24 protein-coding genes and 2 pseudogenes are annotated in these 25,362 nt (G+C 68.1%); 9 read left to right on the top strand and 17 right to left on the bottom strand.

Going from position 1 to position 25,362, the window contains the following annotated elements:
* Positions 1-40: 40 nt before the first annotated feature.
* Entirely contained in the window at positions 41-2,359 is a 2,319-nt protein-coding gene (locus GO592_RS24830) for a helicase-associated domain-containing protein (RefSeq protein ID WP_007301135.1), read from the top strand.
* Positions 2,360-2,505: 146 nt separating this feature from the next.
* On the top strand, positions 2,506-3,489 hold the full coding sequence (locus GO592_RS24835; RefSeq protein ID WP_272943299.1) for an alpha/beta hydrolase: 984 nt from the start codon (positions 2,506-2,508) through the stop codon (positions 3,487-3,489).
* 42 nt (positions 3,490-3,531) lie between these two features.
* Here GO592_RS24835 and GO592_RS24840 read toward each other — a convergent pair.
* From GO592_RS24840 to GO592_RS44655, 4 genes and pseudogenes are all read right to left on the bottom strand, one after another.
* Positions 3,532-4,194: pseudogene (locus GO592_RS24840) on the bottom strand (ABC transporter ATP-binding protein); the annotation flags it as partial.
* 398 nt (positions 4,195-4,592) lie between these two features.
* Positions 4,593-5,000: pseudogene (locus tag GO592_RS44645) on the bottom strand (ABC transporter substrate-binding protein); the annotation flags it as partial.
* A 691-nt stretch (positions 5,001-5,691) separates the two neighbouring features.
* Entirely contained in the window at positions 5,692-6,141 is a 450-nt protein-coding gene (locus tag GO592_RS44650; RefSeq protein ID WP_007301131.1) for an ROK family protein, read from the bottom strand.
* A complete protein-coding gene (locus GO592_RS44655) occupies positions 6,032-6,286 on the bottom strand; it encodes a MarR family transcriptional regulator (RefSeq protein ID WP_237720634.1) in 255 nt (84 codons plus the stop codon). The genes GO592_RS44650 and GO592_RS44655 overlap by 110 nt, the downstream gene beginning before the upstream one ends.
* On the opposite strand from GO592_RS44655, the gene GO592_RS44660 reads away from it, so the two are divergent.
* Positions 6,228-6,386 (top strand): hypothetical protein, encoded by a 159-nt coding sequence (locus GO592_RS44660; RefSeq protein WP_186301249.1) that lies wholly within the window; start codon positions 6,228-6,230, stop codon positions 6,384-6,386. The two genes, GO592_RS44655 and GO592_RS44660, sit on opposite strands and share 59 nt — an antisense overlap.
* Before the next feature lie 111 nt (positions 6,387-6,497).
* On the opposite strand, the gene GO592_RS24855 is transcribed toward GO592_RS44660, so the two are convergent.
* Positions 6,498-7,259 carry an LppU/SCO3897 family protein gene (locus tag GO592_RS24855; protein WP_007301129.1) on the bottom strand — a complete coding sequence of 254 codons (762 nt, stop codon included), beginning with the start codon at positions 7,257-7,259 and terminating at the stop codon, positions 6,498-6,500.
* Positions 7,260-7,433: 174 nt separating this feature from the next.
* Between GO592_RS24855 and GO592_RS24860 the strand changes: the two genes are divergently transcribed.
* Together GO592_RS24860 and GO592_RS24865 are read left to right on the top strand one after the other, a co-directional pair.
* Entirely contained in the window at positions 7,434-9,113 is a 1,680-nt protein-coding gene (locus tag GO592_RS24860) for a DNA repair helicase XPB (RefSeq protein ID WP_007301128.1), read from the top strand.
* 37 nt (positions 9,114-9,150) lie between these two features.
* Positions 9,151-9,819 carry a DUF3239 domain-containing protein gene (locus tag GO592_RS24865; RefSeq protein WP_005255262.1) on the top strand — a complete coding sequence of 223 codons (669 nt, stop codon included), beginning with the start codon at positions 9,151-9,153 and terminating at the stop codon, positions 9,817-9,819.
* Positions 9,820-9,826: 7 nt separating this feature from the next.
* Here GO592_RS24865 and GO592_RS24870 read toward each other — a convergent pair whose 3' ends face one another.
* The 8 genes from GO592_RS24870 to GO592_RS24905 are packed head-to-tail and all read right to left on the bottom strand — an operon-like array spanning position 9,827 to position 17,920.
* Positions 9,827-10,390, bottom strand: a complete 564-nt coding sequence (locus GO592_RS24870) for a GNAT family N-acetyltransferase (protein WP_007301127.1) — start codon at positions 10,388-10,390, stop codon at positions 9,827-9,829.
* Positions 10,391-10,426: 36 nt separating this feature from the next.
* Positions 10,427-11,416, bottom strand: coding sequence for an LLM class F420-dependent oxidoreductase (locus GO592_RS24875; RefSeq protein WP_007301126.1), 990 nt, complete (start codon positions 11,414-11,416; stop codon positions 10,427-10,429).
* Between the two features lie 13 nt (positions 11,417-11,429).
* A complete protein-coding gene (locus GO592_RS24880) occupies positions 11,430-12,656 on the bottom strand; it encodes an MFS transporter (protein WP_007301125.1) in 1,227 nt (408 codons plus the stop codon).
* Entirely contained in the window at positions 12,653-13,996 is a 1,344-nt protein-coding gene (locus GO592_RS24885; protein ID WP_007301124.1) for an LLM class flavin-dependent oxidoreductase, read from the bottom strand. Before GO592_RS24885 ends, GO592_RS24880 begins: the two co-directional genes overlap by 4 nt.
* Before the next feature lie 25 nt (positions 13,997-14,021).
* On the bottom strand, positions 14,022-14,897 hold the full coding sequence (locus tag GO592_RS24890; protein WP_007301123.1) for an ABC transporter permease: 876 nt from the start codon (positions 14,895-14,897) through the stop codon (positions 14,022-14,024).
* Entirely contained in the window at positions 14,890-15,726 is an 837-nt protein-coding gene (locus tag GO592_RS24895; protein ID WP_005244194.1) for an ABC transporter ATP-binding protein, read from the bottom strand. The genes GO592_RS24890 and GO592_RS24895 overlap by 8 nt, the downstream gene beginning before the upstream one ends.
* The gene (locus GO592_RS24900; RefSeq protein WP_082325063.1) at positions 15,723-16,811 is read right to left on the bottom strand and encodes an ABC transporter substrate-binding protein; all 1,089 of its coding nucleotides are present in this window, start codon (positions 16,809-16,811) and stop codon (positions 15,723-15,725) included. Before GO592_RS24900 ends, GO592_RS24895 begins: the two co-directional genes overlap by 4 nt.
* Positions 16,812-16,849: 38 nt before the next feature.
* The gene (locus tag GO592_RS24905) at positions 16,850-17,920 is read right to left on the bottom strand and encodes an ABC transporter substrate-binding protein (RefSeq protein WP_007301121.1); all 1,071 of its coding nucleotides are present in this window, start codon (positions 17,918-17,920) and stop codon (positions 16,850-16,852) included.
* Between the two features lie 279 nt (positions 17,921-18,199).
* On the opposite strand from GO592_RS24905, the gene GO592_RS24910 reads away from it, so the two are divergent.
* Positions 18,200-19,120, top strand: a complete 921-nt coding sequence (locus tag GO592_RS24910; protein ID WP_007301120.1) for a sigma-70 family RNA polymerase sigma factor — start codon at positions 18,200-18,202, stop codon at positions 19,118-19,120.
* Here GO592_RS24910 and GO592_RS24915 read toward each other — a convergent pair.
* A complete protein-coding gene (locus GO592_RS24915; protein WP_005244202.1) occupies positions 19,095-19,694 on the bottom strand; it encodes a carboxymuconolactone decarboxylase family protein in 600 nt (199 codons plus the stop codon). The two genes, GO592_RS24910 and GO592_RS24915, sit on opposite strands and share 26 nt — an antisense overlap.
* A 120-nt stretch (positions 19,695-19,814) precedes the next feature.
* Here GO592_RS24915 and GO592_RS24920 point away from each other — a divergent pair, with 120 nt between their 5' ends.
* Both GO592_RS24920 and GO592_RS24925 read left to right on the top strand, forming a co-directional pair.
* On the top strand, positions 19,815-21,002 hold the full coding sequence (locus GO592_RS24920; protein WP_007301119.1) for a pyridoxal phosphate-dependent aminotransferase: 1,188 nt from the start codon (positions 19,815-19,817) through the stop codon (positions 21,000-21,002).
* Entirely contained in the window at positions 20,999-22,036 is a 1,038-nt protein-coding gene (locus GO592_RS24925) for an AraC family transcriptional regulator (RefSeq protein ID WP_007301118.1), read from the top strand. Before GO592_RS24920 ends, GO592_RS24925 begins: the two co-directional genes overlap by 4 nt.
* A 7-nt stretch (positions 22,037-22,043) precedes the next feature.
* Here GO592_RS24925 and GO592_RS24930 read toward each other — a convergent pair whose 3' ends face one another.
* The 3 genes from GO592_RS24930 to GO592_RS24940 all read right to left on the bottom strand — a co-directional run bounded on the left by GO592_RS24930 (position 22,044) and on the right by GO592_RS24940 (position 24,301).
* On the bottom strand, positions 22,044-22,469 hold the full coding sequence (locus GO592_RS24930) for a VOC family protein (protein ID WP_007301117.1): 426 nt from the start codon (positions 22,467-22,469) through the stop codon (positions 22,044-22,046).
* A 61-nt stretch (positions 22,470-22,530) separates the two neighbouring features.
* A complete protein-coding gene (locus GO592_RS24935) occupies positions 22,531-23,574 on the bottom strand; it encodes a zinc-binding dehydrogenase (RefSeq protein WP_007301116.1) in 1,044 nt (347 codons plus the stop codon).
* A gap of 79 nt (positions 23,575-23,653) precedes the next feature.
* Positions 23,654-24,301: a LysE family translocator gene (locus GO592_RS24940; protein ID WP_005255230.1), complete on the bottom strand. Its 648-nt coding sequence runs from the start codon at positions 24,299-24,301 to the stop codon at positions 23,654-23,656.
* Between the two features lie 145 nt (positions 24,302-24,446).
* Between GO592_RS24940 and thpD the strand changes: the two genes are divergently transcribed.
* Positions 24,447-25,358 carry an ectoine hydroxylase gene (gene thpD, locus GO592_RS24945; protein ID WP_039952933.1) on the top strand — a complete coding sequence of 304 codons (912 nt, stop codon included), beginning with the start codon at positions 24,447-24,449 and terminating at the stop codon, positions 25,356-25,358.
* Positions 25,359-25,362 lie beyond the last annotated feature (4 nt).

Here is a 25,362-nt window from a genome sequence, read left to right on the forward strand (position 1 = left end):
ATTCGGCGACGTACAGCCCAGGTCTCTAATCTGATAGTCGATGACCGACACCGACGACACCACCGCGAGCACCAACGGCACCGCAGCCTCGTCCCGCGGCGCCGCGACCCTCGCGGACTGGCTGGCCGCGCGCAGCGACGCCGAACTGACGGATCTGCTTCGCAAACGCCCCGACCTGGCGGTTCCACCGCCGGCCACGATCGTCGTCCTCGCCGGCCGCGCCGAACAGCGGGCATCGGTGGCCCGCGCGGCCGACAACCTGACGTCCCTGGACTTCGGCATCCTCGAGCTCCTGGCGCTCGAACGGGCCGACGAAGTCGCCGTGCCGCGGGCCACCCTGCAGGACGCGGTGGGCTCGCGGGCGACGAAGAAGACCGTCGACGCGACGCTGGACGGCCTGCGGTCCGTGGGGATCGTCTGGGGGGACAAGACGTCGCTGCGTATCGTTCCCGCCGTCGTGGCCACCATCCCGTGGCGGGTCGGGCGCAGCGCCGAGCCTGTCGAGACGCTCGACGAACCCGGGATCACGGCCGCGCTGGCCGGACTGCAGAGCGTCGAGCGGGACATCCTCGAGACCCTGTCGAAGTCGAGTTCGATCGGACGGACGCGTGACGCGGCTCCCGGAACACCCCCCGACCGTCCCGTGCAGCGGCTCCTCACCGCCGGACTGCTGCGGTGGATCGACGACGAAACCGTCGAACTGCCCTACCAGGTGCGGCAGGTCCTGCGCGGGGAGGCCGTCTTCGACCCCACGTCGCTGGCAGCGCCCACCGTGACCGGCCGCAAGCACAAGCCGGCCGATATCAATGCCGCCGCGGCAGGTGAGGCGCTCGAACTGGTTCGTCACTGCGAGGACGTCGTCAAGGCTCTCGGCGAGGTGCCGGCGCCTGCACTGCGGGCAGGTGGTCTCGGTGTCCGCGAACTGCGGCGGATCGCCAAGACGTCCGGCATCGACGAGAACCGGCTGAGCCTACTCGTCGAGCTGCTCTCGGCCGCGGGACTGATCGCGAGCGGCACCCCGGACCCGGCCCCGACGTCCGACAGCGGGGAGAACTACTGGGCTCCGACCACCGCGGTCGACAACTGGCTCACTGCGCCGGTCGCCCGGCGGTGGCACGCCCTGGCCGCCGCGTGGCTGGAACTGCCGCGCATGGCGTGGTTCATCGGCATGCGCGATGCCAACGACAAACCGGTCGCCGCCCTGTCCGAGGAAGTGCGCGCGCCGTCCGCGCCGCGCGACCGGCAGGCGATCCTCGGGCTGCTGGCGGAGTTGGGCAGCGGCCACTCGGCGGATCCCGCGGAGGTCAGCCGGCTGCTGGCGTGGCGTCGCCCCCGCTGGGGTGCCCGGCTGCGGGTCCACGCGGTGGAACGCACCCTCGACGAGGCCGCGACGCTCGGACTCGTCGCCCGCGGCGCGCTCAGTTCCCCCGGACGCGCACTGCTCCACGGCGGCGACGCCGAGGCCGAGATGCATTCGTCGCTGCCCGAACCCGTCGACCACGTCCTCGTCCAGGCCGACCTGACGGTCGTCGCCCCCGGCCCGCTGACCCCCGATCTTCTGGAGCAGATCACCCTGGTCGCGGACATCGAGTCCGCCGGGGCGGCGTCGATGTACCGGATCAGCGAAGACAGCGTCCGCCGTGCCCTCGACGTAGGGATGACAGCAGCCGAACTGCACAGCCTCTTCGCGACCCGGTCACGCACACCCGTCCCGCAGTCGCTGTCGTATCTGATCGACGACGTCGCGAGACGGCACGGCCAGCTCCGGGCGGGCGTCGCGGCGTCGTTCGTCCGCTGCGAGGACCCCACGCTGCTCGCGGAGGTCCTGGCGTCGCCGGTGGCTTCATCTCTGGCCCTGCGCGCGTTGGCACCGACGGTGGCGGTGTCGCAGGCACCGCTGCGGGAAGTGCTGGGCGAACTGCGGGCGGCCGGTTTCGCGCCCGCAGGCGAGGACTCGTCCGGCGCCCTGGTCGACCTGCGCCCCCGCGGCGCCCGGGTCCTGACCCGGCGCAAGGCTCCCGCGGGCCGCACCCCGGCTGTCGCCACGGACGCCCAGCTCGACGCGGTCGTCCGGACCCTCCGCGCCGGTGACCTGGCGGCGTCGGCCAAGGGGTCCGGCAGCGTCCGGTCCGACGGGTCGCGGGCCAGCAGCGCCGCGACCATCGCCCTGCTCAACGCCGCGGCGCGGGAACGCACGAGCGTAACGATCGGTTACGTCGACGCGCAGGGCGTGGCGACGCACCGCATCGTCGATCCCGTGAGTGTCGGCGGCGGTCAGCTTGACGCGTTCGATCCGGCGAGCGGCGCGGTCCGGCGATTCACCCTCCACCGCATCACGTCCGTCGCCCGCGTCGTCTGACCCCTGAGTACTTGTCAACCACGGGCGGTTAACAAGTACTCACGGGTCAGATAACGATTCTGCGCAAACGCCCAGGAATTCCGGGGCGCGCAATACCGTGATGCTGGTATATACCTGGCCGGGGACGACTACCAGGAGGCAAAACCGTGATTTGCACAGCAACGAAGCCGTCACATGGCTGGTTACGAGGCGTCGTCCGGCTCATGGTTGCCGTGGTGATCCTGCCGCTGGCGTTCGTCCTCGTCGGCGGCGGAACGGCCTCCGCCGAACCGTACAGCCGTCTGCGCGAGCACTGGGTCGACGCCCCCGGCGGGGTCGGGCAGATCAAGGTGCGGATGTGGCTCGCGAACAACGGCAGCAACAAGGCCCTCTATTTGCTCGACGGCCTCCGCGCGACCAACGACGTCAGCGGGTGGGAACACGAGACCAACGCCGCGTGGCTGTCCGACCACGGGATCACGGTCGTCGAGCCGGTCGGCGGACAGTCCAGCTTCTACACGGACTGGTACGCGCCCAGCAACACCAACGGTCAGCCGTACACGTACAAGTGGGAGTCGTTCCTCACGCAGAACCTGCCCGACTTCCTGGCGAACAATTACGGCATCAGCCGCACCAGCAACGCGATCGCCGGACTGTCGATGGGCGGCAACGCGGCGTTGATCCTCGCCGCCTACCACCGCGACCAGTTCACGTTCGCGGGCTCGATGTCGGGGTATCTGAACCTGTCGGCGCCGGGCATGCGTGAGGCGATCCGGTTGGCGATGCTCGACTCCGGTGGCTACAACTCCGACTGCATGTGGGGTCCGCCGTGGGATCCGGCGTGGCTCCGCAACGATCCGTTCGTCGCCGCCCCGCTGCTCCGCGGGCTTCCGATGTGGATCTCGGCAGGTGCCGGCCTCCCCGGACCGCACGATCAGCCTCAATCCGCCATCGACGTGTTCAACGTCGGCACCGGCATGGGCCTCGAGGCGATCGCGCTGGCCCAGAACCGTGCCTTCCAGGTGCGGCTCGACACCCTCGGCATCGGCGCGCACTACGACTTTCCGGCGACGGGAACCCACAGCTGGGGCTACTGGCAGGACCAGCTGTGGGCCATGCTGCCGATGATGAAGGCGTCGATCGGCGCCTGAGCGTGGCCTCCGGCCCCGTGAGTACTTGTTGACGTCCGGCGGTTAATAGGTACTCACGGGCGGCGAAGCCGCATAGGCGTCCCAGAGTTCCCGGTAGACGCCGCCCCGGTCGAGTAGCTCGTCGTGTGTTCCGACTTCCGCTACCCGTCCGCCGTCGAGGACCACTACCCGGTCGGCTCGCGCCGCGGTGCTCAACCGGTGCGCCACGACGACGGTGGTGCGCCGCCGGGACAGGTTCTCGGTTGCGAGCCGGACGCGGTCCTCCGTGGCCAGGTCCAGTGATGCCGTGGCCTCGTCCAGCAGCAGGATGTCGGGGTCCACCAATTCGGCGCGGGCGAGGGCCAGCAGCTGACGTTGCCCGGCCGACAGGTTGCGCCCGTGCTCCCCGATCGGCTGCAGGTAGCCGAGGGCGAGCCCGGACACCATCTCGTGGGCCCCGACCGCTCGGCTGGCGGCCTCGACCTCCGCGTCGGTCGCGTCCGGGCGCCCGTAGGCGACGGCGTCGCGGACGGTGGCGCCGAACAGGTGCGGCTCCTGCGGAACGACACCGAGTCGCTGCCGGAACGACGCGAGGTCCAGTGACCGGGTGTCGATACCGTCGACCCGCACCGCGCCGTCGGTGGGGTCGTAGAACCGGGCGAGCAACTTGAGCACCGTCGACTTGCCCGCGCCGGTCTGGCCGACGAGGGCTGCACACCGCCCCGGTACTCGGCCGGAACAGCGTCAGCGGCAATGGTTTCGAATCTGCGGTCGAACAACTCGTCGGCGTCGAACCCGCTCAAATAGCCTGCATCCGAAAGCAATTGGACGGTGTCCTGCGTCCACTCGACGGCGGCGTCCCAGTTGGCCGGGTAGACCGGACGCTGCCCGACGGAGTCGACGATGCGCTTGCCGTCCTCGGCCGAGACCTGTTCGCTCTCCACGTAGTACTTCTGGATCCAGGCGTCCTGGTTCTCCCACGCCCAGACCTCCCCGCGGGCCCAGAACGGAATGAACGCCTTGATCGCCGCGGCCTTGGCCGGGTCCTGGAGGACCTCCACCGGCGCCCAGAGCACGGTGAGCGCGTCCACGGCGTCGGTGGCCAACGCCGTGGCTCCGTCGGGCCCGTACTGGTTCAGGTACTTCGTCACCGTCGGCTCCGACAGCGGCGCGATGTCCACCTGCTTCGACTGCAGCGCGGTGAGGAACTGCGGGCTGGGGAGCTCGACGAGCTGGACGTCGTCCGTCGTCAGGCCCTGCGCCTTCAGGGTTCGCAGGATCACCACGCCCTGGGCCTGCCCGGGCGAGAACGCGATCTTCTTTCCCCGCAGGTCCGGCAGCTCCGTGATGTCCGAGCCGGGCGCGGTGGCCAGCCGATACTGCGGCTGTTCCTCCTCCCGGACCGCGACGATCTTCGCGTCGAGCCCGGTGGCGTGCGCCTGGATTGGCGGGATCGCGGCGTTGGTGGCCAGATCGACCGCATTGCCCGGAAGGCCTGGATCACGTCGGGACCGGCACTGACGTCCGGCCAGTCCGACACGGTGAAGGGGAGTTCCGCGAGCTGATCGGTCGCCTCGAGCTGAAGCCGGGTGGTCTTGGTCGACACGCTGAGCGAGGTTCCCTCCGGAACCTGATCGGGCACAGCGTCATCGAGAGCCAGCCCGCCGGAGGAACCGGAGGTGCAGGACGCGAGCCCGAGCGCCACGACGCCGGCGAAGGCGGTGCGTGTGAGGCGGCGATACCCGGCGGAAGACACGAGTGAACTGGACATGAATGATCCTTCGAAGGATGTGATCTCCGGTCGGGCACACCGGACGTGGTCGGTCGAGTGCCACAATGGAGCGAGAAAGGAAGAACGGAAAGGTATTTCGAGCGTCCGCCGAGGTCAGCGCGGAGACGTCAGATGCGACCCGGTCGCGGTGCGGGGACAACAGGACTCGGAGCGACACGAGGATGTACGCACGCTGTCCGCCATGGTGGTGTTCACACCAATATCTCTGCGATCCAGTGCAATCGACGTCAACATTGCTTCCCACCGAATTAACTCCGGACCTGTGATACACGTCACGATATGCCGGCCAACGGCCGCACGAAGCTGGTGAGAGGCGCCGCGACCACCCCCACGCCGTGCGCCCGTTCCTCGAACAGTGCCAGTGCCGCCGGCTGCCGACGTCGACCCGCGTCGAGAAGGTCGCCGAAGATCGGCCGCTCGATGATGCCGAGTTACATCGCCCTGCCCACCAGCACCCGATCCGACAGGGTGGCCTGCACGCATCCGGTACGTCCGCAGGTGCACTCCTCGACACTGTTCTCGACGAGCACGTGCGCCACCGCGCCTGCCGCCGCGCGAGGACCGTGGTGGACCACGCCTCCGGTCGCGAATGCGGCGTCCACCACGTTCCCGACGAAGAGCTGCACCACGCTGTCCCGCGCCCGCGGCTCCCCGAACAACACCTCCGCGTCGATGAGGGCGCGCACGTGCGAATCCATCCGGACGTCCAGACCGGTGCGGTGCTCGAGATCCGCCCTGACCGGGTACCCGTTCCATCCCGGAATCGGATGCTCACGCACCACACCCGATTCCCAGTCGATCCAGCCGCCGGCCGCGAAACCGACGCCGATCGGGACGGATACGTCGCCGTGTCGGGCGGCCAGCGCCTCGAGGGTCGTCACCGCGTTCCGCAGGATCTCGGCCCCGCAGTAGACCGCGTTCGACGAGCTGTGCGCTGGCGGTGGTCACCGTCGCGGGGGAGAGCCCGGTGACCCGTGCGATCGTGCTGCGCGCGATCGGCCCACGGTCGAGGACGGTGCGCAGCACCGTGCCCGCGCTGGCGCCGGAACGGCCGGCACCACGCCGGGTGTCGGGCTGGGTTCGCGCCATCGTTCCCACCTTCCCCGTGCGAAGTGATCTCGGTTGATCTCGAACGCTAACGAAGGGGAACGTGCAGTTCAACGGACTCGATTCCCGTGAATTTAACTCCCTGTGAGTACTTACTAACGTCCCGCGGTTAACAAGTACTCACGCGGCGCTAGCCACCCAGATTGACCTCGATGCAGTACGTGCGCTCGGGTTCGGAGAACGCGATGGGGAATGCGGTGTCGAACTCGTTGCACAGGGTTTCGTCGTTCTCACCGTCCGCGCGTCTGACGACCTTCACGGTCTGCGCGTCGGCGCAGTCGGACGGCACGATCCGGCCGTCGTCCTCGAGCAGGTAGCAGGACCCCTCGATCATGTTCGGAACGAGGCAGAGTGTGGTCTGCACGTCCTTGTCCTCACCCACGAGGGTGTAGGAGAAGTAGTCCTCCGCGCACTGGACGTCGCCGTCGTTCTTCTGCGCCACCTCGTACGTGGCCTCGCTGTCGGAGCAGTCTCGCTTCTCGTGTGAGGTGTCGGCGGCGGTCGTCGACGCGGACTCGAAGAAGAGGCAGTCGCCGACGTCGAGCGCGTTCTCGTCGGCGCTCTTCACGGCGAACACAGCGAACGCGGCGACAGCGGCGAGGATCACGACGGCGACGACGCCGAGGGCGATGAACAGGCCTTTCCGCGATTTCTTCGGCGGCGGCGGATACTGGCCGGGCGGGTACTGACCGGGCTGCTGCCCGTATCGGCCCGGCGGATACTGACCGGGCTGCTGCCCGTACTGCCCCTGCGGGTACGGCTGCTGCGGGTACTGCCCCTGCTGGTAGGGCTGCTGCGGCCCACCTTGCGGGTACGGTTGCTGCGGGTTGTTCGGCGATTCGCCGGGGACGTTCGGATCGGGACGGTTGGGGTCGTCGGGGGGCTGGGTCATCGCGAGCCTCGTCTCTGGGTCGATCCATCCGGCTGCACCTCAATTTAGGCCCCGACCGCCGCGGATGTGCAGGTATCGGGCCGCGTCGGAGGCTGCGACGTGGCGCGGTGTCGCTCAGATCAGGACAATGGACAGGCTGGCTACATCCGGCACCGCATTTTCGAGGAGGCTTCCGTGACCGACGGACCGTTGATCGTCCAATCCGACAAGACCCTGCTGTTGGAGGTCGATCACGAACGCGCGAACGACGCCCGCCAGGCGATCGCGCCGTTCGCGGAACTCGAGCGCGCGCCCGAACACGTCCACACCTACCGGATCACCCCGCTGGCCTTGTGGAACGCGCGCGCCGCCGGACACGACGCCGAGCAGGTGGTCGATGCGCTGGTCAACTTCTCCCGGTACGCGGTGCCCCAGCCGCTGCTGGTCGACATCGTCGACACGATGGCCCGGTACGGGCGGCTGCAGCTGGTGAAGAACCCGGCCCACGGTCTGACGCTGGTCAGCCTGGACCGCGCGGTCCTCACCGAGGTGACCCGGCACAAGAAGATCGCCCCGATGCTTGGTGCCCGGGTCGACGACGACACGGTCGTGGTCCACCCGAGCGAGCGCGGCCGTCTCAAGCAGTTGCTTCTCAAGGTCGGCTGGCCGGCGGAGGATCTTGCCGGGTACGTCGACGGCGAGGCGCACGCCATCGACCTGGACTTCGACGGCACGTCCCCCGGGTCCGCGGACGGCCAGTGGCACCTGCGCGACTATCAGGAGATGGCCGCCGACTCGTTCTGGGCGGGCGGGTCCGGCGTCGTCGTCCTGCCCTGTGGCGCGGGTAAGACGATGGTCGGTGCGGCGGCGATGGCCAAGGCGAAGGCCACCACGTTGATCCTGGTGACGAACACGGTCGCGGGACGGCAGTGGAAGCGCGAGCTGATCGCGCGCACGTCGCTCACCGAGGAGGAGATCGGCGAGTACTCGGGCGAGCGCAAGGAGATCCGCCCGGTCACGATCGCCACGTACCAGGTGATCACCCGGCGCACCAAGGGCGAATACAAGCATCTGGAACTCTTCGATTCCCGCGACTGGGGTCTCGTGATCTACGACGAGGTGCACCTCCTGCCCGCACCGGTGTTCCGCATGACCGCCGACCTGCAGTCCCGTCGACGCCTCGGCCTCACCGCCACCCTGGTGCGCGAGGATGGCCGTGAGGGCGACGTGTTCTCGCTGATCGGACCCAAGCGGTACGACGCGCCGTGGAAGGACATCGAGGCGCAGGGGTGGATCGCGCCCGCCGACTGCGTCGAGGTGCGGGTGACCCTGACGGACGCCGAACGGATGTCCTACGCCGTCGCCGAACCCGACGAACGGTACAAGCTGTGTTCCACCGCGCACACCAAGATCGCGGTGGTGAAGTCGATCCTGGAACGGCACACCGACGCACCGACGTTGATCATCGGCGCGTACCTCGACCAGCTCGACGAACTGGGTGAGGCGTTGAACGCCCCGGTTATCAAGGGGTCGACCAAGAACAAGGAGCGGGAGGAACTGTTCGACCGTTTTCGGGCGGGTGAGATCCAGAAGCTGGTCGTCAGCAAGGTCGCGAACTTCTCTATCGATCTGCCGGAAGCGTCTGTCGCCGTCCAGGTTTCGGGTACGTTCGGCTCCCGCCAGGAGGAGGCTCAGCGGCTGGGCCGGCTGCTGCGACCCAAGCACGACGGCGGCCAGGCCCACTTCTACTCGGTGGTGGCCCGCGACACGCTCGACGCCGAGTACGCCGCACACCGGCAGCGCTTCCTCGCCGAGCAGGGGTACGCGTACCGGATCACCGACGCCGACGACCTGCTGGGCCCGGCCATCGGGTAACCGCCGGTCCCCGGACCGGGGGCTCTAAGCTGGGGCCGTGCGACATTTCGAGTTCACCGTCGACCGGCCCTACGCGAAGTCTGTCAACCAGACGTTCGCCGACATGCGACGCCTGCAGGTGTCGGCGATCGTGGTGGCGCTGCTGTTCGCGGCCGCCGCTGTCGGTCTGATCCTGCTCGCCCACCCCTGGTCGATCATCCTCGGTGTCGTCGTGGCGATCGCCGCACTGACGTCCGTGTGGGTGGCGTTCTGGGTGCCGAAGAAGGTCGGCAGCATCGAGGAGCTGTACGCGAAGAGCCCGCTGGTGCCTGCCGTCGTCTCGGAGGTCCATCCCCGCGCGGTCACCCTGCTGTCGCTGATCGATGTCGCGAAGCCCTCCGCGGGCCGGGCGTCGTACGCCCTCGTGACCCGCAACGTTCCGATCCGGACCGGTCAGAAGCAGAGAGTCGGCGACCGGGTGCCGTCCGTCGCCCTGCTGAACGACCGCAGCACCCACAGCGACGCCGCCACGTGGGAGATGGTCAGCCCGATGCCGATCGCGTGGGGCACCCGCGACGCGGCGGTGCGTTCCCGCGCGGAGGACGCCATCGATCAGGTCGAATGGGATTTCCTGCAGAGCCGGATCCCCGAGTCCGAGCAGATCCGGACCAGCCCCGAGCAGCGAGTCGCGGTGTCCGAGCACGACCTTCCCGAGGGCCTGCGCTGATCGACCGCTAGTCGGGCCAGCCTTCGGCCGGTTGCCGCGGGTCGCCTGCGAGCAGGGCGGCCACCCACGAATCGCGCCGGACGCCGCGCTGCACGAGCCCGGCGCGCTGGATGCCCTCGAACCGGAAGCCCACCCGGCGGGCGACCGCCGCCGAGTCGAGATTGCCGACGAACGCGCGCCATTCGATGCGTTCGAGCCCCAGGCTGTCCGGCCGGAACGCGAAATCGCACACCAGGTTCACCGCGGTCGTCATGAGACCCCGCGACCGTGCCGCCGGCGACAGCCAGTATCCGATCTCCGCCGCCGTCACGTCCCGAGCCATCAGTCCGATCATCCCCAGCACGGGACCGTCCTCGCGTTCGCGCAGCGCCCAGGTGGGACTGCGGTCGGCCCAGCCGGACGGCACCGTCTGCCGCACGAACTGCTCGGCGTCCGAGCGGCCGTACGGCGCGGGCATCGTCGTCCACTCGGCCATCGACGCGTCGCTGCACGCCGCGCAGATCTCGTCGATGTCGGTGACGACCGGCGGGCTCAGCCACACGTTGTCGGCAGCGAGGGTGACGACGAACATGCCCGCCACTCTATGCCCGGTGACGCGGTCTGCCGATCAACGCAGCGCGGGCAGCACTTCGTTCTCGAACAGTTCGATGCCCGAGGTGTCGTACGCGGCTTCGGGGAAGTAGAAAATGCCGTAGGACATGCCCTGCTCCTTCAGCACCGACAGCTTCTCGACGATCTGCTCCGGCGTTCCCACGCCGGGCATTCCGCGGAAGGCTCCCAGCGCACCCTCGGCGGCCTCGGCGCCGACGTGGGGGGTGAGCCGGTCCTTCAGGGTGAGCAACCGCTGCTCGACCTCCGCCTCGGTGGTGCCGATCGCGACGTTGTAGTTGGCCGAGCGGGTGATGGCGCCGAAGTCGGTGCCGACGGTGTCGCAGTGCTTCCGCAGGATCTCGGATTTCTGCGCGAAGCCCTCGGGTGTGCCGTCGAAGTTGGTGTACTGCGCGTACTTTGCCGCGATCTTCAACGTCACCTTCTCGCCGCCGCCGGCGATCCACAGTGGAATGCCGCCTTCCTGCAACGGAAGTGGGCGGACGATGGCTCCGTCGACCTGGTAGTGCTTGCCTTCGAGGGTCGCGGTGCCGTTGGTCCAGGCCTGACGCATGATCTGCACGCCCTCGTCGAGTCGGCCGAGACGCACACCGGCGGAGGGGAATCCGTATCCGTACGCTTTCCACTCGTGCTCGTACCAGCCGCCGCCGATGCCCATCTCGACGCGTCCGCCCGAGATGAGGTCGGTGGTGGCGGCGACCTTCGCGAGGTAGGCGGGGTTGCGGTAGCTCATCGCCGTACACATCTGGCCGAGACGCACCCGCGAGGTGACCGCCGCGAACGCGGACATGAGGGTCCACGCCTCGTGCGTGGCCTCCTCCGTCGGTGCCGGGACGGTATGGAAGTGGTCGTAGACCCACAGCGAATCCCAGGACGAACCCTGATCGGCGCGCAGCGCGAAGTCGCGCATCGCCGACCACTGATCCGAGGGATCGATTCCGACGAGATCCAGTCGCCAACCTTGAGGAACGAACAATCCGAAGCGCATGAAACGAATGTACCTATGCTTCCTGTTTTTCGAGCGGTGAGGAACCGGGCTCCGACGCGGTCTGCGGTGGCCACGGGGAATAGACCGGGATGAACCGGAACAGGAGTCCGGCGCCGACCAGCGCCGCTCCCCCGATCGCGGCGACGGCAGCCCCGAGCGGAACGACCGCGGCGAGCGTGCCGACGCCGAAGGGTCCGGCGAACATGCCGGTGTCGTGGGTGAGCCGCCAGGCGGCGAGGAATTCGGCGCGCGTCGCCGGTGGGGCGATGTCGGCGCCGAGCGTCATGATCACGCCGTTGCCGAGCCCGTTGCCGATTCCCATCAGGACGGCGACGACACCGATCGACAGGAGGTCGTGCGAAAACGGCAACGCCAGGTAGGACGCCCCGATCACCAGAAGCGACGGCACCGCGATGAACCGGCGGCCGTACCGGTCCATGAAGTGTCCGGCCGGATACGAGCACAGCAGATCGACGGCCGCTCCGACTCCGAAGACGAGACTGACCTGGGCGGCATCGAGTCCGAGATGGGCAGCCCACAGTGGCAGCACCGCCTCCCGCGAGGCGCGGGCCGCCCCCATCAGGAGCGACCCGGCGCCGAGTGTGGCCAGCAACTTCCGGTGCCGGCGCACAATCGACGGCAGCGTCGCGTGGGTACCGGCGGTGCCTGCGGGGCACCTCGGCGGGTCGGGGACTCTCGACATCAGCCATCCGGACAGCACGACGCCGACGAACTGCACCATGAATCCGCCCCGGGCGCCGACCACCAGGATCACGGCGGCACCGAGCAGCGGTCCCACGAAGAAGCCGAGCCGCCACATCGCCGCGAACGACGACATCGCCCGGGCGCGCAGCCCGATCGGCACGGCGTCGGCCAGGTAGCTCTGGCGGGCCAGCCCCCACACGGCGTTGGCGAGCCCGGTCAGCAGTGCGCCCACACCCAGCATCCAGGGTGTCTGCGCGAGCAGGCAGACCAGCACTCCGGCGGCGCCGACGGTACTGCCGCCGATGATGGACCGCCGCTCCCCGAACCTGGCGACGATCCGGCCTGCGGGCAGGTCGCCCAGGACGGCGCCGAGCCCGACGACCGCGACGATCAGCCCGGACACGGCCACGGACGCACCCAGTTCGCGGGCCGTCAGTGCCATGACCGGGGCGGCGGCCCCCTGGCCGATGCCGAAGATCGCAGCGGGGACGAAGACGGTGGTGACGAGAGGTTTCAGACCGGTCTCGCCGCTCATGCGCTCGCTTCGTCGACCGCGCCCGCGAACCGGTTACCGACGTCCGTGAGACCGTAGTGACCGCGCAGTGTGGTCGCCGTGTACTCCGTCCGGAACAGTCCGCGCTGCTGCAGGATCGGGACGACACGGTCGACGAAGTCGTCCAGTCCGCCGGGCAGGTAGGGCGGCATGATGTTGAAACCGTCGGCCGCGCCCTGCTCGAACCACGTCTGCAGTTCGTCGGCCACCTGTTCGGGCGTGCCGGCGAACGTGCGGTGCCCGCGTCCGCCACCGAGCAGCCCGATCAGCTGCCGGACGGTGAGCGAACCGTCCGCGGCGAGATCCTTCACCAGCTGGTAGCGGCTCTTGTTGCCCTGGATCTCGTCCAGCGGCGGAAGCGGCGGAAGCGGGGCGTCGAGGGAATGCTTCGTGAGGTCGACACCGAGCATCGTGGACAGCTGCCGCAGCGAATACTCGGGCGAGATCAGGTCGGTGAACGACTGCTCGAGCTCCTTCGCCTCCTCCTCGGTGTCCGCGATGAACGGCACGATGCCGGGGAGCACCTTCAGGTCGCCGGCATTGCGGCCGTGCTTGACGACACGCGCCTCGAGGTCGCGGTAGAACTCCTGACCCTGCTCCAGGGTGCGCTGTGCGGTGAAGACGGCCTCGGCGTACCGCGCGGCGAACTCCTTGCCGCTCTCGGACGAGCCGGCCTGCACCAGCAGCGGCCGCCCCTGGGCGGACCTCGGCGAGTTGAGCGGCCCCTTGACCCGGAACCGCGGCCCGTCGTGGTCGATGGTGTGGACCTTGCCGGGGTCGGCGAACACGCCGGTCTCCGGGTCGAGCACCACCGCGCCGTCCTCCCAGCTGTCCCACAGGGCGAGCGTGACGTCGACGAATTCCTCTGCGCGCTCGTACCGTCCGCTGTGCGCGGGGATGCCGTCGACGCCGAAGTTCGCCGCCTCGTCCGCACCGGCCGAGGTCACGATGTTCCACCCTGCCCGGCCGCCGCTGATGTGGTCGAGCGACGTGAACTTGCGTGCCAGGTTGTACGGGTCGGAGTAGCTCGTGGAGGCCGTGGCGATCAGTCCCACGTGTTCGGTGGCGACGGCGATCGCCGACAGCAACGTGACGGGCTCGAAGATCGCCTGCGTGTTGTGCTTGATCCGCGGTCCGACGGCGAGACCGTCCGCGAAGAACACGGAATCGAGCTTGCCCCGCTCCGCGATCCGGCCGAGTTCCTGGAAGTGTGCGACGTCCAGAACGCGGTGCGCCTCGGTGCGGGGATGGCGCCACGCGGCCTCGTGATGTCCCACACCCATGAGAAAGGCGTTGAGGTGGAACTGGGAATCCTGTGACATGTGGAGTTTCTTTTCCGGTAAGTGACTAGACCCGCCAGCGGGACAGCCTGCGTTCGATCAGTACGAGAACGGCGTTGAGCGTCAGCCCGAGAACCGAGATGGCGACGATGCCCGCATACATGTTGGGGATCTGGAAGTTGAACTGGGAGGCGGTGATCAGGTAGCCGAGGCCTGCCTTGGCCCCGACCATCTCGGCGGCGATCAGCACGAGGATCGACGACGCCGCCGCCATGCGGATTCCGGTGAAGATGGTGGGAACGGCGGCGGGCAGCACGACCTTCTGGAAAAGGCGCACGGGCGACAGTCCCAGCGAGGACGCCGACTTGATCAGCAACGGGTCGACGGTGCGCACACCGGAGATCGTGTTCAGCAGGATCGGGAAGGTGCACGCGTAGATCACCAGGGCGATCTTGGACTCCTCACCGATGCCGAGGATCAGGATGAAGACTGGGAGCAACGCCAGCGCCGCCGTGTTGCGGAACAGCTCCAGGATCGGGTTCAGGAAGTCCGACACCGGGCGGTACCAGGCGATCGCGATGCCCAGCGGGATCGCGATCACGACCGCCACGAAGAATCCGATCAGGGCGCGGGAGAGGCTGGCGGACACGTGCTGCCACAGCTCACCGCTCTTGACCAGATCGAAGAATGCCTCGACCACCGTGGTGAACGGGGGAAGGAACACCTCGTCGACGAAACCGACCCGCGGAGCGATCTCCCACAGTGCCAGGAAGGCGACGATCGCGACGGACGGCTTGAGGATCCGCCAGACGATCGGACGCAGTGCCGCACCAGCACGCTGAACGGCACCCGGCTGCGGCGGGGTGGAAGCGGGCGACGGAGCCGACGTCCCGGGCCGATCGATTGCGACGGGAGCTTCCGGTGACGCGAGGGCGCTAGACATGTGCTTCCTCCTTCTCGATTACCTGTGCACGCTCCACTTCGCCGTGCAGCAGCGTCCAGATGCGGTGGCGGTAGTGCCGGAACTGCTCGTTGGACCGGACGTCCTCGCCGCTGCGGTCGATGTCGATGTCGACGAACGTCTTCACCCGGCCGGGCCGCGACGTCAGGACGGCGACCCGCTGCCCGAGGTAGATGGCCTCGTCGATGCCGTGCGTGATGAACAGGATGGTCTTGCCGGTGGCCTTCCAGATGCGCAGCAGTTCGTCCTGCAGCGACTCACGGGTCTGCGCGTCGAGCGCCGCGAACGGCTCGTCCATCAGCAGCACCTCGGGATCGAACGCGAGGCTGCGGGCGATCGCGACGCGCTGCTTCATGCCGCCCGACAGCTCGTGCGGGTACCGGTCGCCGAAGCCCTTCAGACCGACGAGCTCGAGGTAGTGCTCGGCGAGTTCGCGCCGTTCCTTCTTGGGCAGTCCCTTGGCCTCGAGCCCGAACTCGATGTTGTGCCGGGCCGTCCGCCACGGCAGGAGTGCGTACTGCTGGAAGACGATTCCGCGGTCGAGACCCGGCCCGGTCACCGGCTGCCCGTCGAGCAGGATCCGGCCCGACGTGGGGGTGCTGAGTCCGCCGAGCAGGTCGAGCAGCGTGGACTTCCCGCAACCACTCGGCCCGACGAGGACGAGGAATTCGCCGTCCGCGAGATCGATGTCGATGTCCTCGATCGCGGTGAACTTGTCCTTGGACCCTCGCACGTCGAACTGTTTGGTGACGTGCTCGAGGCGGAGCTTGGGCGTCTGAACCCGATCGGGGTTCGAGGCGGTGGTGCTCATTTCTGTCCTTCCAGTACTTCTCCGTCGGGCCCGCTCTCGGGCTGGAACGTGCCGTTGGCGTACGGGTTGAATTCGTTGGTGTAGAGGTCGGTTGCGGTCAACTTGCCCTCGTCGAGCTCACCGTTGCGGACGAGCCAGTCGATCCAGGTCTGCAGCTCCTTCTCCTGGATCACGGCCCCGGCCACGGGAATCCCGGAGCTGCGCCAGTAGTCGATGGCCTCGTCGCTCTCGTTGCGGCCACGCTTGCCGATGATGCTCTTGAACCGTGCGACGACCTCCTCACGCGGAGTCACCTGGGTCCATCGGATGGCCCGGGCCGTGCCCTGCACGAAGTCCGCAACGGCGTCCTTGTTCTTCGCCAGGAAGTCGTCACGCACCACGTAGGTTCCGTAGCTGAATGCGCCGAACAGATCCCGGTCCGTGAACAGCGGCCGGATACCCCCACGCTCCTGGGCTGTTTCGCGGAAGATCCCGTTGATGGCGGCCACGTCGATCTGACCTTCGCGCAGGGCCGCTTCGTTGTTCACCGGCGGGACGACGGTCAGCTCCACCTGCTTGATCTCGTCCTGGGTCAACCCCTGCTGGGCCAGCCACTCCCGGACCAGGAACTCGTGGTGCGCACCGAGCGTGTTCATCCCGACCTTCTTGCCGATCAGGTCGCGCGCCGAGCGAATGGGGCTGCCGTCCAGCACGAAGTATCCCGTGTACTCGCCGGCATCCGCACCGTAGGAACTCAGTACCGACGTGATCGGTGCCCCTGCGGCGTTGAGCTTGACGACGGCGCCGTTGAATGCCGAGCCGAACTCGATGTCACCGGTGGCCGCCGACTGGATGTCCTGCGGGCCGCTGGTGGTGTCGCCGACCCATTCGAGCGTGATCTTGTCGTAATACCCCAGGTCCTCGGCGAGTTCGTGGAATCCCACGTCCCCGGCCCACCCCTGGTAGCGCAGCACTGTCTTTCCGTCCTCGGTGGTGGCGGTGTCCGACGAGCCGGCGCACCCCGCCACTCCCGAGGCCAACGTGAACAGTGCTGCGGTCGCCGCGAGGGCGCGCACGGCGCCGCGCCGGAACCGGGAGTGGGACATCGACGTCACTTTCTTCTCGTGGGGATCCGGGGTGGAGTTCACTTGGCGGCCAGCGCTTGTCCGTCGGGGCCGCTGTCGGCGGGGTACGTGCCGTTGGCGTACGGGTTGTACTCGTTGGTGTAGACGTCGGCGGGCGTGAGCTTGCCGTCCTCGAGTTCCCCGTTGCGGACCAGCCAGTCGATCCAGGTCTGGATCTCCTTGTCGGTGATCACGCCGCCGGGACCAGCCACACCCGGCGACTTCCAGTAGCCGACGAGGTCGGTGGTCTCGTTGCGGCCGCGCTTGGTGATGATGTCCTTGTACTTCGCGATCACGTCGTCGCGCGGAGTCGTCTGGGTCCAGCGGATCGCGCGTGCCGTGCCCTGCACGAAGTCCGCGACGGCGTCCTTGTTCTTCGCGATGAAGTCGTCGCGGAACAGCAGCGAACCGTAGGTGAAGGAACCGAAGATGGATTCGTCGGTGAACAGCGGGCGGATGCCGCCGCGTTCGACCGCCTTGTCGCGGAACACGCTTCCGAGCGTGCCGACGTCGATCTGACCCTGCCGCAGCGCCTGTTCGGTGTTCACCGGCGGAACCACGGTCAACTCGACCTGCTTGATCTCGTCGGGGGTCAGCCCCTCCCGTGCCAGCCACTCACGCACGAGGAACTCGTGGTGTGCGCCGAGCGTGTTCATGCCGACCTTCTTGCCGATCAGGTCACGTGCCGACGTGATCGGGCTTCCGTCGAGCACGTAGTACCCGTTGAACGTCTCCTTGTCGGAGCCGTAGTAGCCGATGACGGACGTGATCGGCGAATCGGCCGCGGCCAGCTTCAACACCGCACCGTTGAACGCGCCACCGAAGTCGGTCTGCCCCGTGGCGGCATTCTGGATGCTCTGCGGCCCACTGGTGGTGTCGCCGATCCAGTTCAGTTCGACCTTCTGGTAGTAGCCCAGGTCGGCCGCGAGTTCCGGGAACGAGACCTGTCCCGTGGTCCCCTCGTAGCGCAACACCGTCTTTCCGTCGGCTGTCGTGGTGGTCTCGGAACCGGAGCACGCGACAGCGAGGCTGGTGAACGTGAGAAGGGCGGCCGCTGCGGCCAGAGTCCGCGCGAAACGTGGACGAATCATCGAAGGTCTTCCTAGTGTGTGATGCCCGCACACGACGAAGCGGCGGGTCGTGCGAGCGCACTCCCGAACCCGCCCGGCGGACGCAGGACGGGTGAGCAGGATGTGCAGAAGAAAAAGGGGTGCGAAAAAGCCAGGTCAGCTACGACAGCCGAAACACTGGAACATGGCAGACTCCCTGGACGTGGTGTGGTCGCCACACCATACGTCCGGACCCACCACCAGGGTCAACGGTTACGCACACGACGGATTTTATGTCTGGACCGCACGTAGGATATCGGCATGCCCACTGCGACGCTGGTAGACGAATTCGAGTCCCACCGGCCGCATCTGCTCTCCGTAGCGTACCGGCTGACGGGAAGCGTCAGCGACGCGGAGGACGCCGTGCAGGAGTCGTGGTTACGACTCGACGACGCGGACGCCGCGAACATCCGCGACCTCCGGCCGTGGCTCACGACGGTGGTCGGGCGGATCTGCCTCGACCGGTTGCGGTCGGCCGCGGTGCGGAGGGAACAGTATGTCGGCCAATGGCTTCCGGAACCCATCGTCACCGGACTGTCGCCGTCGGCTGAGCCGGACCCGCTGGAAGCGGTCGTCAGGGACGAGGACAACCGCCTCGCCGCGCTGATCGTGCTCGACACGCTCACCCCTGCGCAACGGGTCGCGTTCGTGCTGCACGACGGTTTCGGGGTGCCGTTCGACGAGGTAGCCGGGATTCTCGGAATCGAGACGCCCGCGGCGCGTCAGCTCGCCTCGCGGGCCCGCAAGGCCGCTGCCGCAACCACACCCGCCGTTCCCGACGAGGAGCATGCGCTCGCCGTGCAGCGACTGCTCGAGGCACTCGCCGCCGGCGACCTCGACGCGGTGATCGCGGCGCTGCACCCGGACGCCCTCGTCATCGGCGACGCCAACGGCACCACGAGCACCGCCGTCAACGTCATCCGCGGCGCGGACAAGTTCGCCCGCTTCTTCCTCGGTCTCATCGAACGATACGGGCCGGCGGTGTTCACCGTCATGCAGCCGGCCCTGGTCAACGGCCAGCTGGGCTTCTTCAGTGCCGCACTGACCGGCGACGAGGCCCACCGCAGCTCGCCGCCGCGAGTGGGTGGGTTCACCGTCCGGGACGGACTCGTCTACGCGGCGTACGACATCGCCAATCCGGAGAAGTTCGGCGGGATCAGGCTCCCGGACCCTCCTTCGTGACCGCGGCGTCGTCGGCCCACGGCACCCGGCACGAATCGGTGCCGAAACCCTGCTCCGTGATGCCCAGCGCCGAGTACATCCGGGCGCGCATGTTCTCGATGCCGATCTGGTAGGACAGTTCGACGACACCGGCCCGGCCGAACCGGCGCTCGAGGTCTGCGACCTGTTCGTCGGTGACCGTGGTGGGCGTCGCCGTCATCGCGTCGGCGTATGCGATGGCCGCGCGCTCGTCCTCGCTGTACGCGGGCGAGTCGGCGTAATCGGCGATGTGCTGGAGCCGCTCCACGTCGAGGCCGTCGAGGCGTTGCAGCATCGTGCCGAAGTCCACGCACCACGAGCAGCCGATCGTCCACGCCACGCGGTAGACGGCGATCTCCCGCACATTCGCGGGAAGCACGGTCGACGCCTTCTGCACCGCCAGCTCGTGCCGGGCCGAGGCGACGAACAGCTTGCGGTGATGGGCGAGCACGGTGAACGGCTCGGGCACCTCGTCGAACTTGTGGGCAGCATATTTGTAGGCGACCTTCACCAGCGGGCTCGCGTCCGCCGGGGCCACTGCGGGAATGCGGGGCATTGCGTCCTCCATCGTCACCGGGCGCCCTTCGCGCGCCGTCTACAGAGGAGACGAGACAGCCCCGCAGAACGTGACGCGGCCCTGTGCAACCCTCGCCGCCACACCGACTACGCTGCAGTAATGCCCGCAACGCCGCGCAACCGCACCGTCCAGCGCTTGCAGCCGTTCGCGTCCACCATCTTTGCCGAGATGACGGCGCTCGCCGTGCGCCACGACGCCATCAACCTCGGTCAGGGTTTCCCCGACACCGACGGTCCCGCGTCCATGCTCGACACCGCGCGCCGAGCCATCGCGGACGGGCTCAACCAATACCCACCCGGCCCCGGCATGCCCGTGCTCCGACACGCTGTCGCGGCCGACCGCCTGGCCCGGTACGGGCTCGACCACGACCCCGACTCGGAGGTGCTGGTCACCGTCGGCGCCACCGAGGCCATCAGCGCCGCCATTCTGGGGCTGGTCGAACCGGGTGAAGAAGTGGTGCTGATCGAGCCGTACTACGACTCCTACGCGGCGTCGGTCGCGCTGGCGGGAGCGGTGCGACGCAGCGTGCCGCTCGCCCGCTCCGGCACGAAGTTCATCGTCGACCTCGACGCTCTGCGAGCCGCGATCACACCGAAGACCCGGATGTTGGTGATCAACACCCCGCACAATCCGACCGGCACCGTGTTCACCCCGGAGGAGATCGCCGCCGTCGCGGAGCTGGCCTGCGAGCACGACCTGCTGGTTCTCAGCGACGAGGTGTACGAACACCTGGTCTTCGACGGCCGAACGCACACCGCCCTGGCCACTCTGCCGGGAATGTACGAACGGACCGTCTCGGTGTCGAGCGCCGCCAAGACGTTCAACGTCACCGGGTGGAAGATCGGCTGGGCGTGCGGTCCGGCGGAACTGATCGACGCCGTCCGGACCGCGAAGCAGTACATGTCCTTCGTCGGCGGCGGACCGTTCCAACCCGCGGTGGCGCATGCGCTGAGCCACGAGCAGCAGTGGGTGAAAGAGCTGCGGGACAGTCTGCAGGCCAAGCGGGACGTACTGTACGACGCGCTCGTCGCGTCCGGTCTGGAGGTCCATTCGGGCGGCGGCACGTACTACCTGTGCGCCGACATCACCGCGATCGGCGAACGCGACGGCATCGATTTCTGCCGCAGGCTCCCGGAGCGCATCGGCGTGGCCGCGGTGCCGGTCAGTGTTTTCACCGACCATCCGCAGCCGTGGAACCCGCTGGTGCGGTTCGCGTTCTGCAAGCAGGACCACGTGCTCGAGGAGGCGGCGCGGCGGCTCCGGACCCTCGGGGAGCCCGGATCGTGACTGCCCGCACCATCCCCGCCGACTTCGTCCGGCGATCGCTCGAGCTGTCGGCGCGCAGTGGGGTCGATCTCTCCCCCGCGCTGTCGGCGGCGGGAATCACGACGGCGTCGCTGGAGGATCCGCTGGCCCGGTTGACGCCGACCCAGGTCACCGCGTTCACCCAGGCGGTCTGGCAGATCACGGGCGACGAATTGTTCGGCCTCGGGCCGGCCCCGGTCCCCCGCGGCACGTTTCGGCTCGTCTGCCTCGCACTGATCCACACCGCGGATCTGTCCGCCGCCCTCGAGCGGATGGCCGACATCCTGCGCGCCCTACCGTCGCTGCCCGCGCTGCACATCGGTCCCGGTGTGAACGGCGGAACCCGGATGACCATCGACATCCGCCCGGCCGCGGCCGAACGGTCCACCGAGGACGTGCAGTCGTCGCTCGAGGCGACGCGGGTGACCACCGATTTCCTGCTGATCCTGCTTCATCGTTTCGCGGCGTGGCTCGTGGGCAAGAGGGTCCGGTTGCTGGCAGTGGAACTGCCGTATCCGGCGCCGCTGCCGCACCTCGCCGAGAACTACGATCACATCTTCGGTGTCCCCGTGACATTCGATTCCGACATTCCCGCAGTCGAATTCGACAGCGCCGTCATGCGGGCGCCCATCATCCAGACCGAGGAGACGCTCGAGGACTACCTCCGAGAGTCACCGACGCTGCTGATGTCGGAGCGTGATTACGACAGCACGGCGTCGGCGCAGGTGCGCCGGGTCCTCGAGCTGGGCATGAAAGGCCGGACGTCGACGGCCGAGGACATCGCGGAGATGCTGTCGATCAGCGTCCCCCACCTGCGCCGCCTGCTCCGGCAGGAGGGGACGTCGCTGAATCAGCTGCGCGAGGAAGTGCTCCGCGACGCCGCCGTGGCCGGGCTCCGACGAGGCGAGACTGTGGAGGACCTGTCGGCGCGACTCGGCTTCTCCGAGCCCAGCGCGTTCCGTCGCGCATTCAAACGCTGGACCGGCAGCACCCCGAGTTCCTACCGCGGAGCGTGACAGCGCGTCAGCTGACGCAGAACTCGTTGCCCTCGGGGTCTGCCATCGTGACCCACTCGCTCGGTCCCTGGCGGCCGCGGTGCAGCACGGTGGCGCCGGACTGCTCCAGCTTCTCGGCGACCTCGTAGCGGACGTCGCCGACCCTGATGTCCAGGTGGAGCCGGTTCTTCACCGTCTTCCGTTCGGGAACCAGCTGGAACAGCACGCGCGGGCGCTCCGGGTGCTCCGGATCGCGGATGGCCTGGCCCTCCCGCCAGACCAGGACACCCTCGAACTCCATGGTGTCGGACTCCTGCGCGTGGCCGGCCTGGACGAGCCCGCGGATGAACTCCTCGTTGCTCGGCTCCACCTCCCAGCCGAGCGTCTGCGCCCACCATTTGGCCAGGGTATGCGGGTTCTCCGAGTCCACTGTGACTTGAAATTCATATCCCATGGCCCGACGGTACAGCGGGGCACCGACAGGTCCCGGTGAGCCGCGTCCGGGACCTGCCGGGTCAGGGTTTGACGAGGATCCGGATGGGGTCTCCCTCGTGGTTCGCGAGCTTCTCGATGCCCTTTGCGACGTCTTCGAGCGGGATGATCTCGCTGATCGACCGTGACAGGTCGAGGCGGCCACGGGACACCAGTTCGGCGAGGGTTTCGATGTCCACGTTCTTGTAGCCGAGGTGGCCGAGTACCTGCTTCTGGGACAGTCCGAACTGCGCGGTGGTGCCCACCGAGGCCTCCTGGGCGCTCAGCCCGACCGCGACGAGTCGGCCACCGACCGTCAGGCAGTCGAGTGCCTGCTCGAACGTCACTGTCAGTCCGGCCGCGTCGAACGCGACGTCGAGCATCCGGCCGGCCGTCGCGTCGGCGACCTTCTCCTTCAGGTTCTCGTCCCGGGAGTCGAACGCGTAATCGGCGCCGAGTTCCAGGGCACGTTCCCGCACAGCGGGATTGATGTCGAACGCGATCACGGGGACAGCTCCGACCAGGCGCGCCGGCTGCACGATGTGGGTGCCGACTCCACCCACGCCCCACACGCCGACGGTCTCCCCGACCACCACCTTGCCGGTGCGCACGACCGCGCCGAACGGCGTCGACACCGCGTCGGCGAGGATGGCCGCCTGCTCGAACGGAACGTTGTCCGGGATGCGGGTCAGTCCCCCCGCCTGCGCCACCGTGTATTCGGCCCACGCGCCGTCGTAGGCGAACGCCATCAGCTGGATGCTCAGACAGTTCGTGAGGTCCCCGCGGCGGCAGTTGCGGCACGCAAAGCAGGGCCTGCCCGCGGACGGCACGACGCGGTCTCCCTCGGACCAGCCGGTTACTCCGGCACCGAGTTTCGCGATGGTGCCCGACGCCTCATGGCCCTGCGTCACCTCGGGCAGCAGCGCGGGGAACGTGCCGTCGATCAGGCTCAGGTCGGAATGACAGATGCCGCAGAACTCCACTTTGACGAGCACTTCACCGGGTCCGGGTTCCGGAATCGGAACATATTCGACCGCAATGCTATTCGTGTCGGCATGGAATCGCTGCGCCCGCATGGTTTCGGCCATCTCTCACCCTTCGTCGTCGTCGCTTCCGACGGCACCCGCGAAACATGCTCATGCGTGCATAATTCAGGCCACTGCCGGTTCAGACCGTCGCGGGCCGCGTCCGGTCGAGAGCGAGGTGAACGGCGAGGCCGCCGAGGACGCTTCCCATCACGAACTTCTGCGCACGCAGCCACACCGGGCGTCCGGACAGGAACGCCGCGACAGTTCCTGCGACGCAGACGATCAGCGCGTTCACGGTGAGCGCGACCACGATCTGCACGGTGCCCAGCAGCAGGCTCTGCAACCACACCGGCCCAGCGCCGGGGTGGACGAACTGCGGGATCAGCGCCAGGTACATCACCGCGATCTTCGGATTGAGCAGGTTGGTCGTGAGCCCCATCAGGAACAGCCGGGCGGACGAATCCCGGGGCAGCCCGCGGGCAGGCGCGAACGGCGCGTGCCCGCCGGGCCGCAACGCCTGCCACGCCAGCCAGCCCAGGTAGCACGCGCCCGCCAGCTTCAGCGCGGTGTACGCCTGCGGGACGGCGGAGAACACCGCCGAAATGCCCAGTGTCGCAGCAGCCAGATAGCACAGGAATCCGAGAGCGACCCCGGCCAGCGAGACCAGCCCCGCCGCCCTGCCCTGAGTGATGCTGCGCGAGACCAGATACACCATGTTCGGTCCCGGTGTGAGAACCATGCCGAGGGCGATCGCCGCCACTCCGAGTACCGCCGCAGAATCGATCATGCCCGTGACGATCCCACCGCGGCGACGCGCCGTCGCGGTCCAGTCCGGCCTCGGTGGACCTGTGTCCGGGTTGCATTCGTCGACGACCAGTGGGAACGTCGGAAGAGTAAAGCGTTGTCCAATCCGAAAGGGTGAAACACGAGTTATGCGTACGGCCGTAGCCGACAACTACCCCACGAGGGACCGCAACGAGTGCACGATGACCGTCCGCCAGGACCCGGTCACCTGGTCGGACCAGAAACGGGGTGATTCCCGCTCCGGTCCGCTCACCGCGAATCAGATTGCCGTCTACGACAAACGCGGATATCACTCCGCCGAGTCGATCATCCCACCACGCGACGTGTTCAACCTGGTCGACGAGATGACCCGCCTCGCCGAGACCGATACGCTGCGCGGCGACGACCGGGTCGTGCGGGAGAACGGGGACGGTGCCGTCCGTTCCGTGTTCGACGTCCACCGTCTCAGCGACGTCGTCGACGAGATCATCCGCCGCCCCGAGGTGGTGGGTATCGCCCGGCAGATCCTCGGTTCGGACGTCTACGTCCACCAGTCGCGACTCAATTTCAAGCCCGGTTTCTCCGGCGGCCCGTTCTACTGGCACTCCGACTTCGAGACCTGGCACGCCGAGGACGGCATGCCCACTCCTCGCGCAGCGAGTATCTCGATCGCGCTCACCGAGAACTACGGGCACAACGGCGGGCTGATGATCATGCCCGGATCTCACCGCGCGTTCGTGTCGTGCGCCGGCGAGACCCCCGAGGACTACTACAAGGAATCGCTGGTCAGCTACGTTCCACCCACGGGGTCGCCCGACCAGCCGACGCTCACCCGGATGGCGAACGAGTACGGCATCGACATGATGACCGGACCGGCCGGCTCCGCCACCGTGTTCGATTCCAACTGCATGCACGGTTCGAACGGCAACATCACGCCGTTCGCGCGTTCCAACCTCTTCATCGTGTTCAACAGTGTCGAGAACACGCTGACGGATCCGTTCTCGGCGCCCGCACCGCGCCCCGACTACCTCGGTAGCCGGGATTTCACCCCCTTGCGGTAACGAG

This window comes from Rhodococcus sp. 21391 (assembly GCF_016772255.1).
Classification (GTDB): domain Bacteria; phylum Actinomycetota; class Actinomycetes; order Mycobacteriales; family Mycobacteriaceae; genus Rhodococcus_F; species Rhodococcus_F opacus.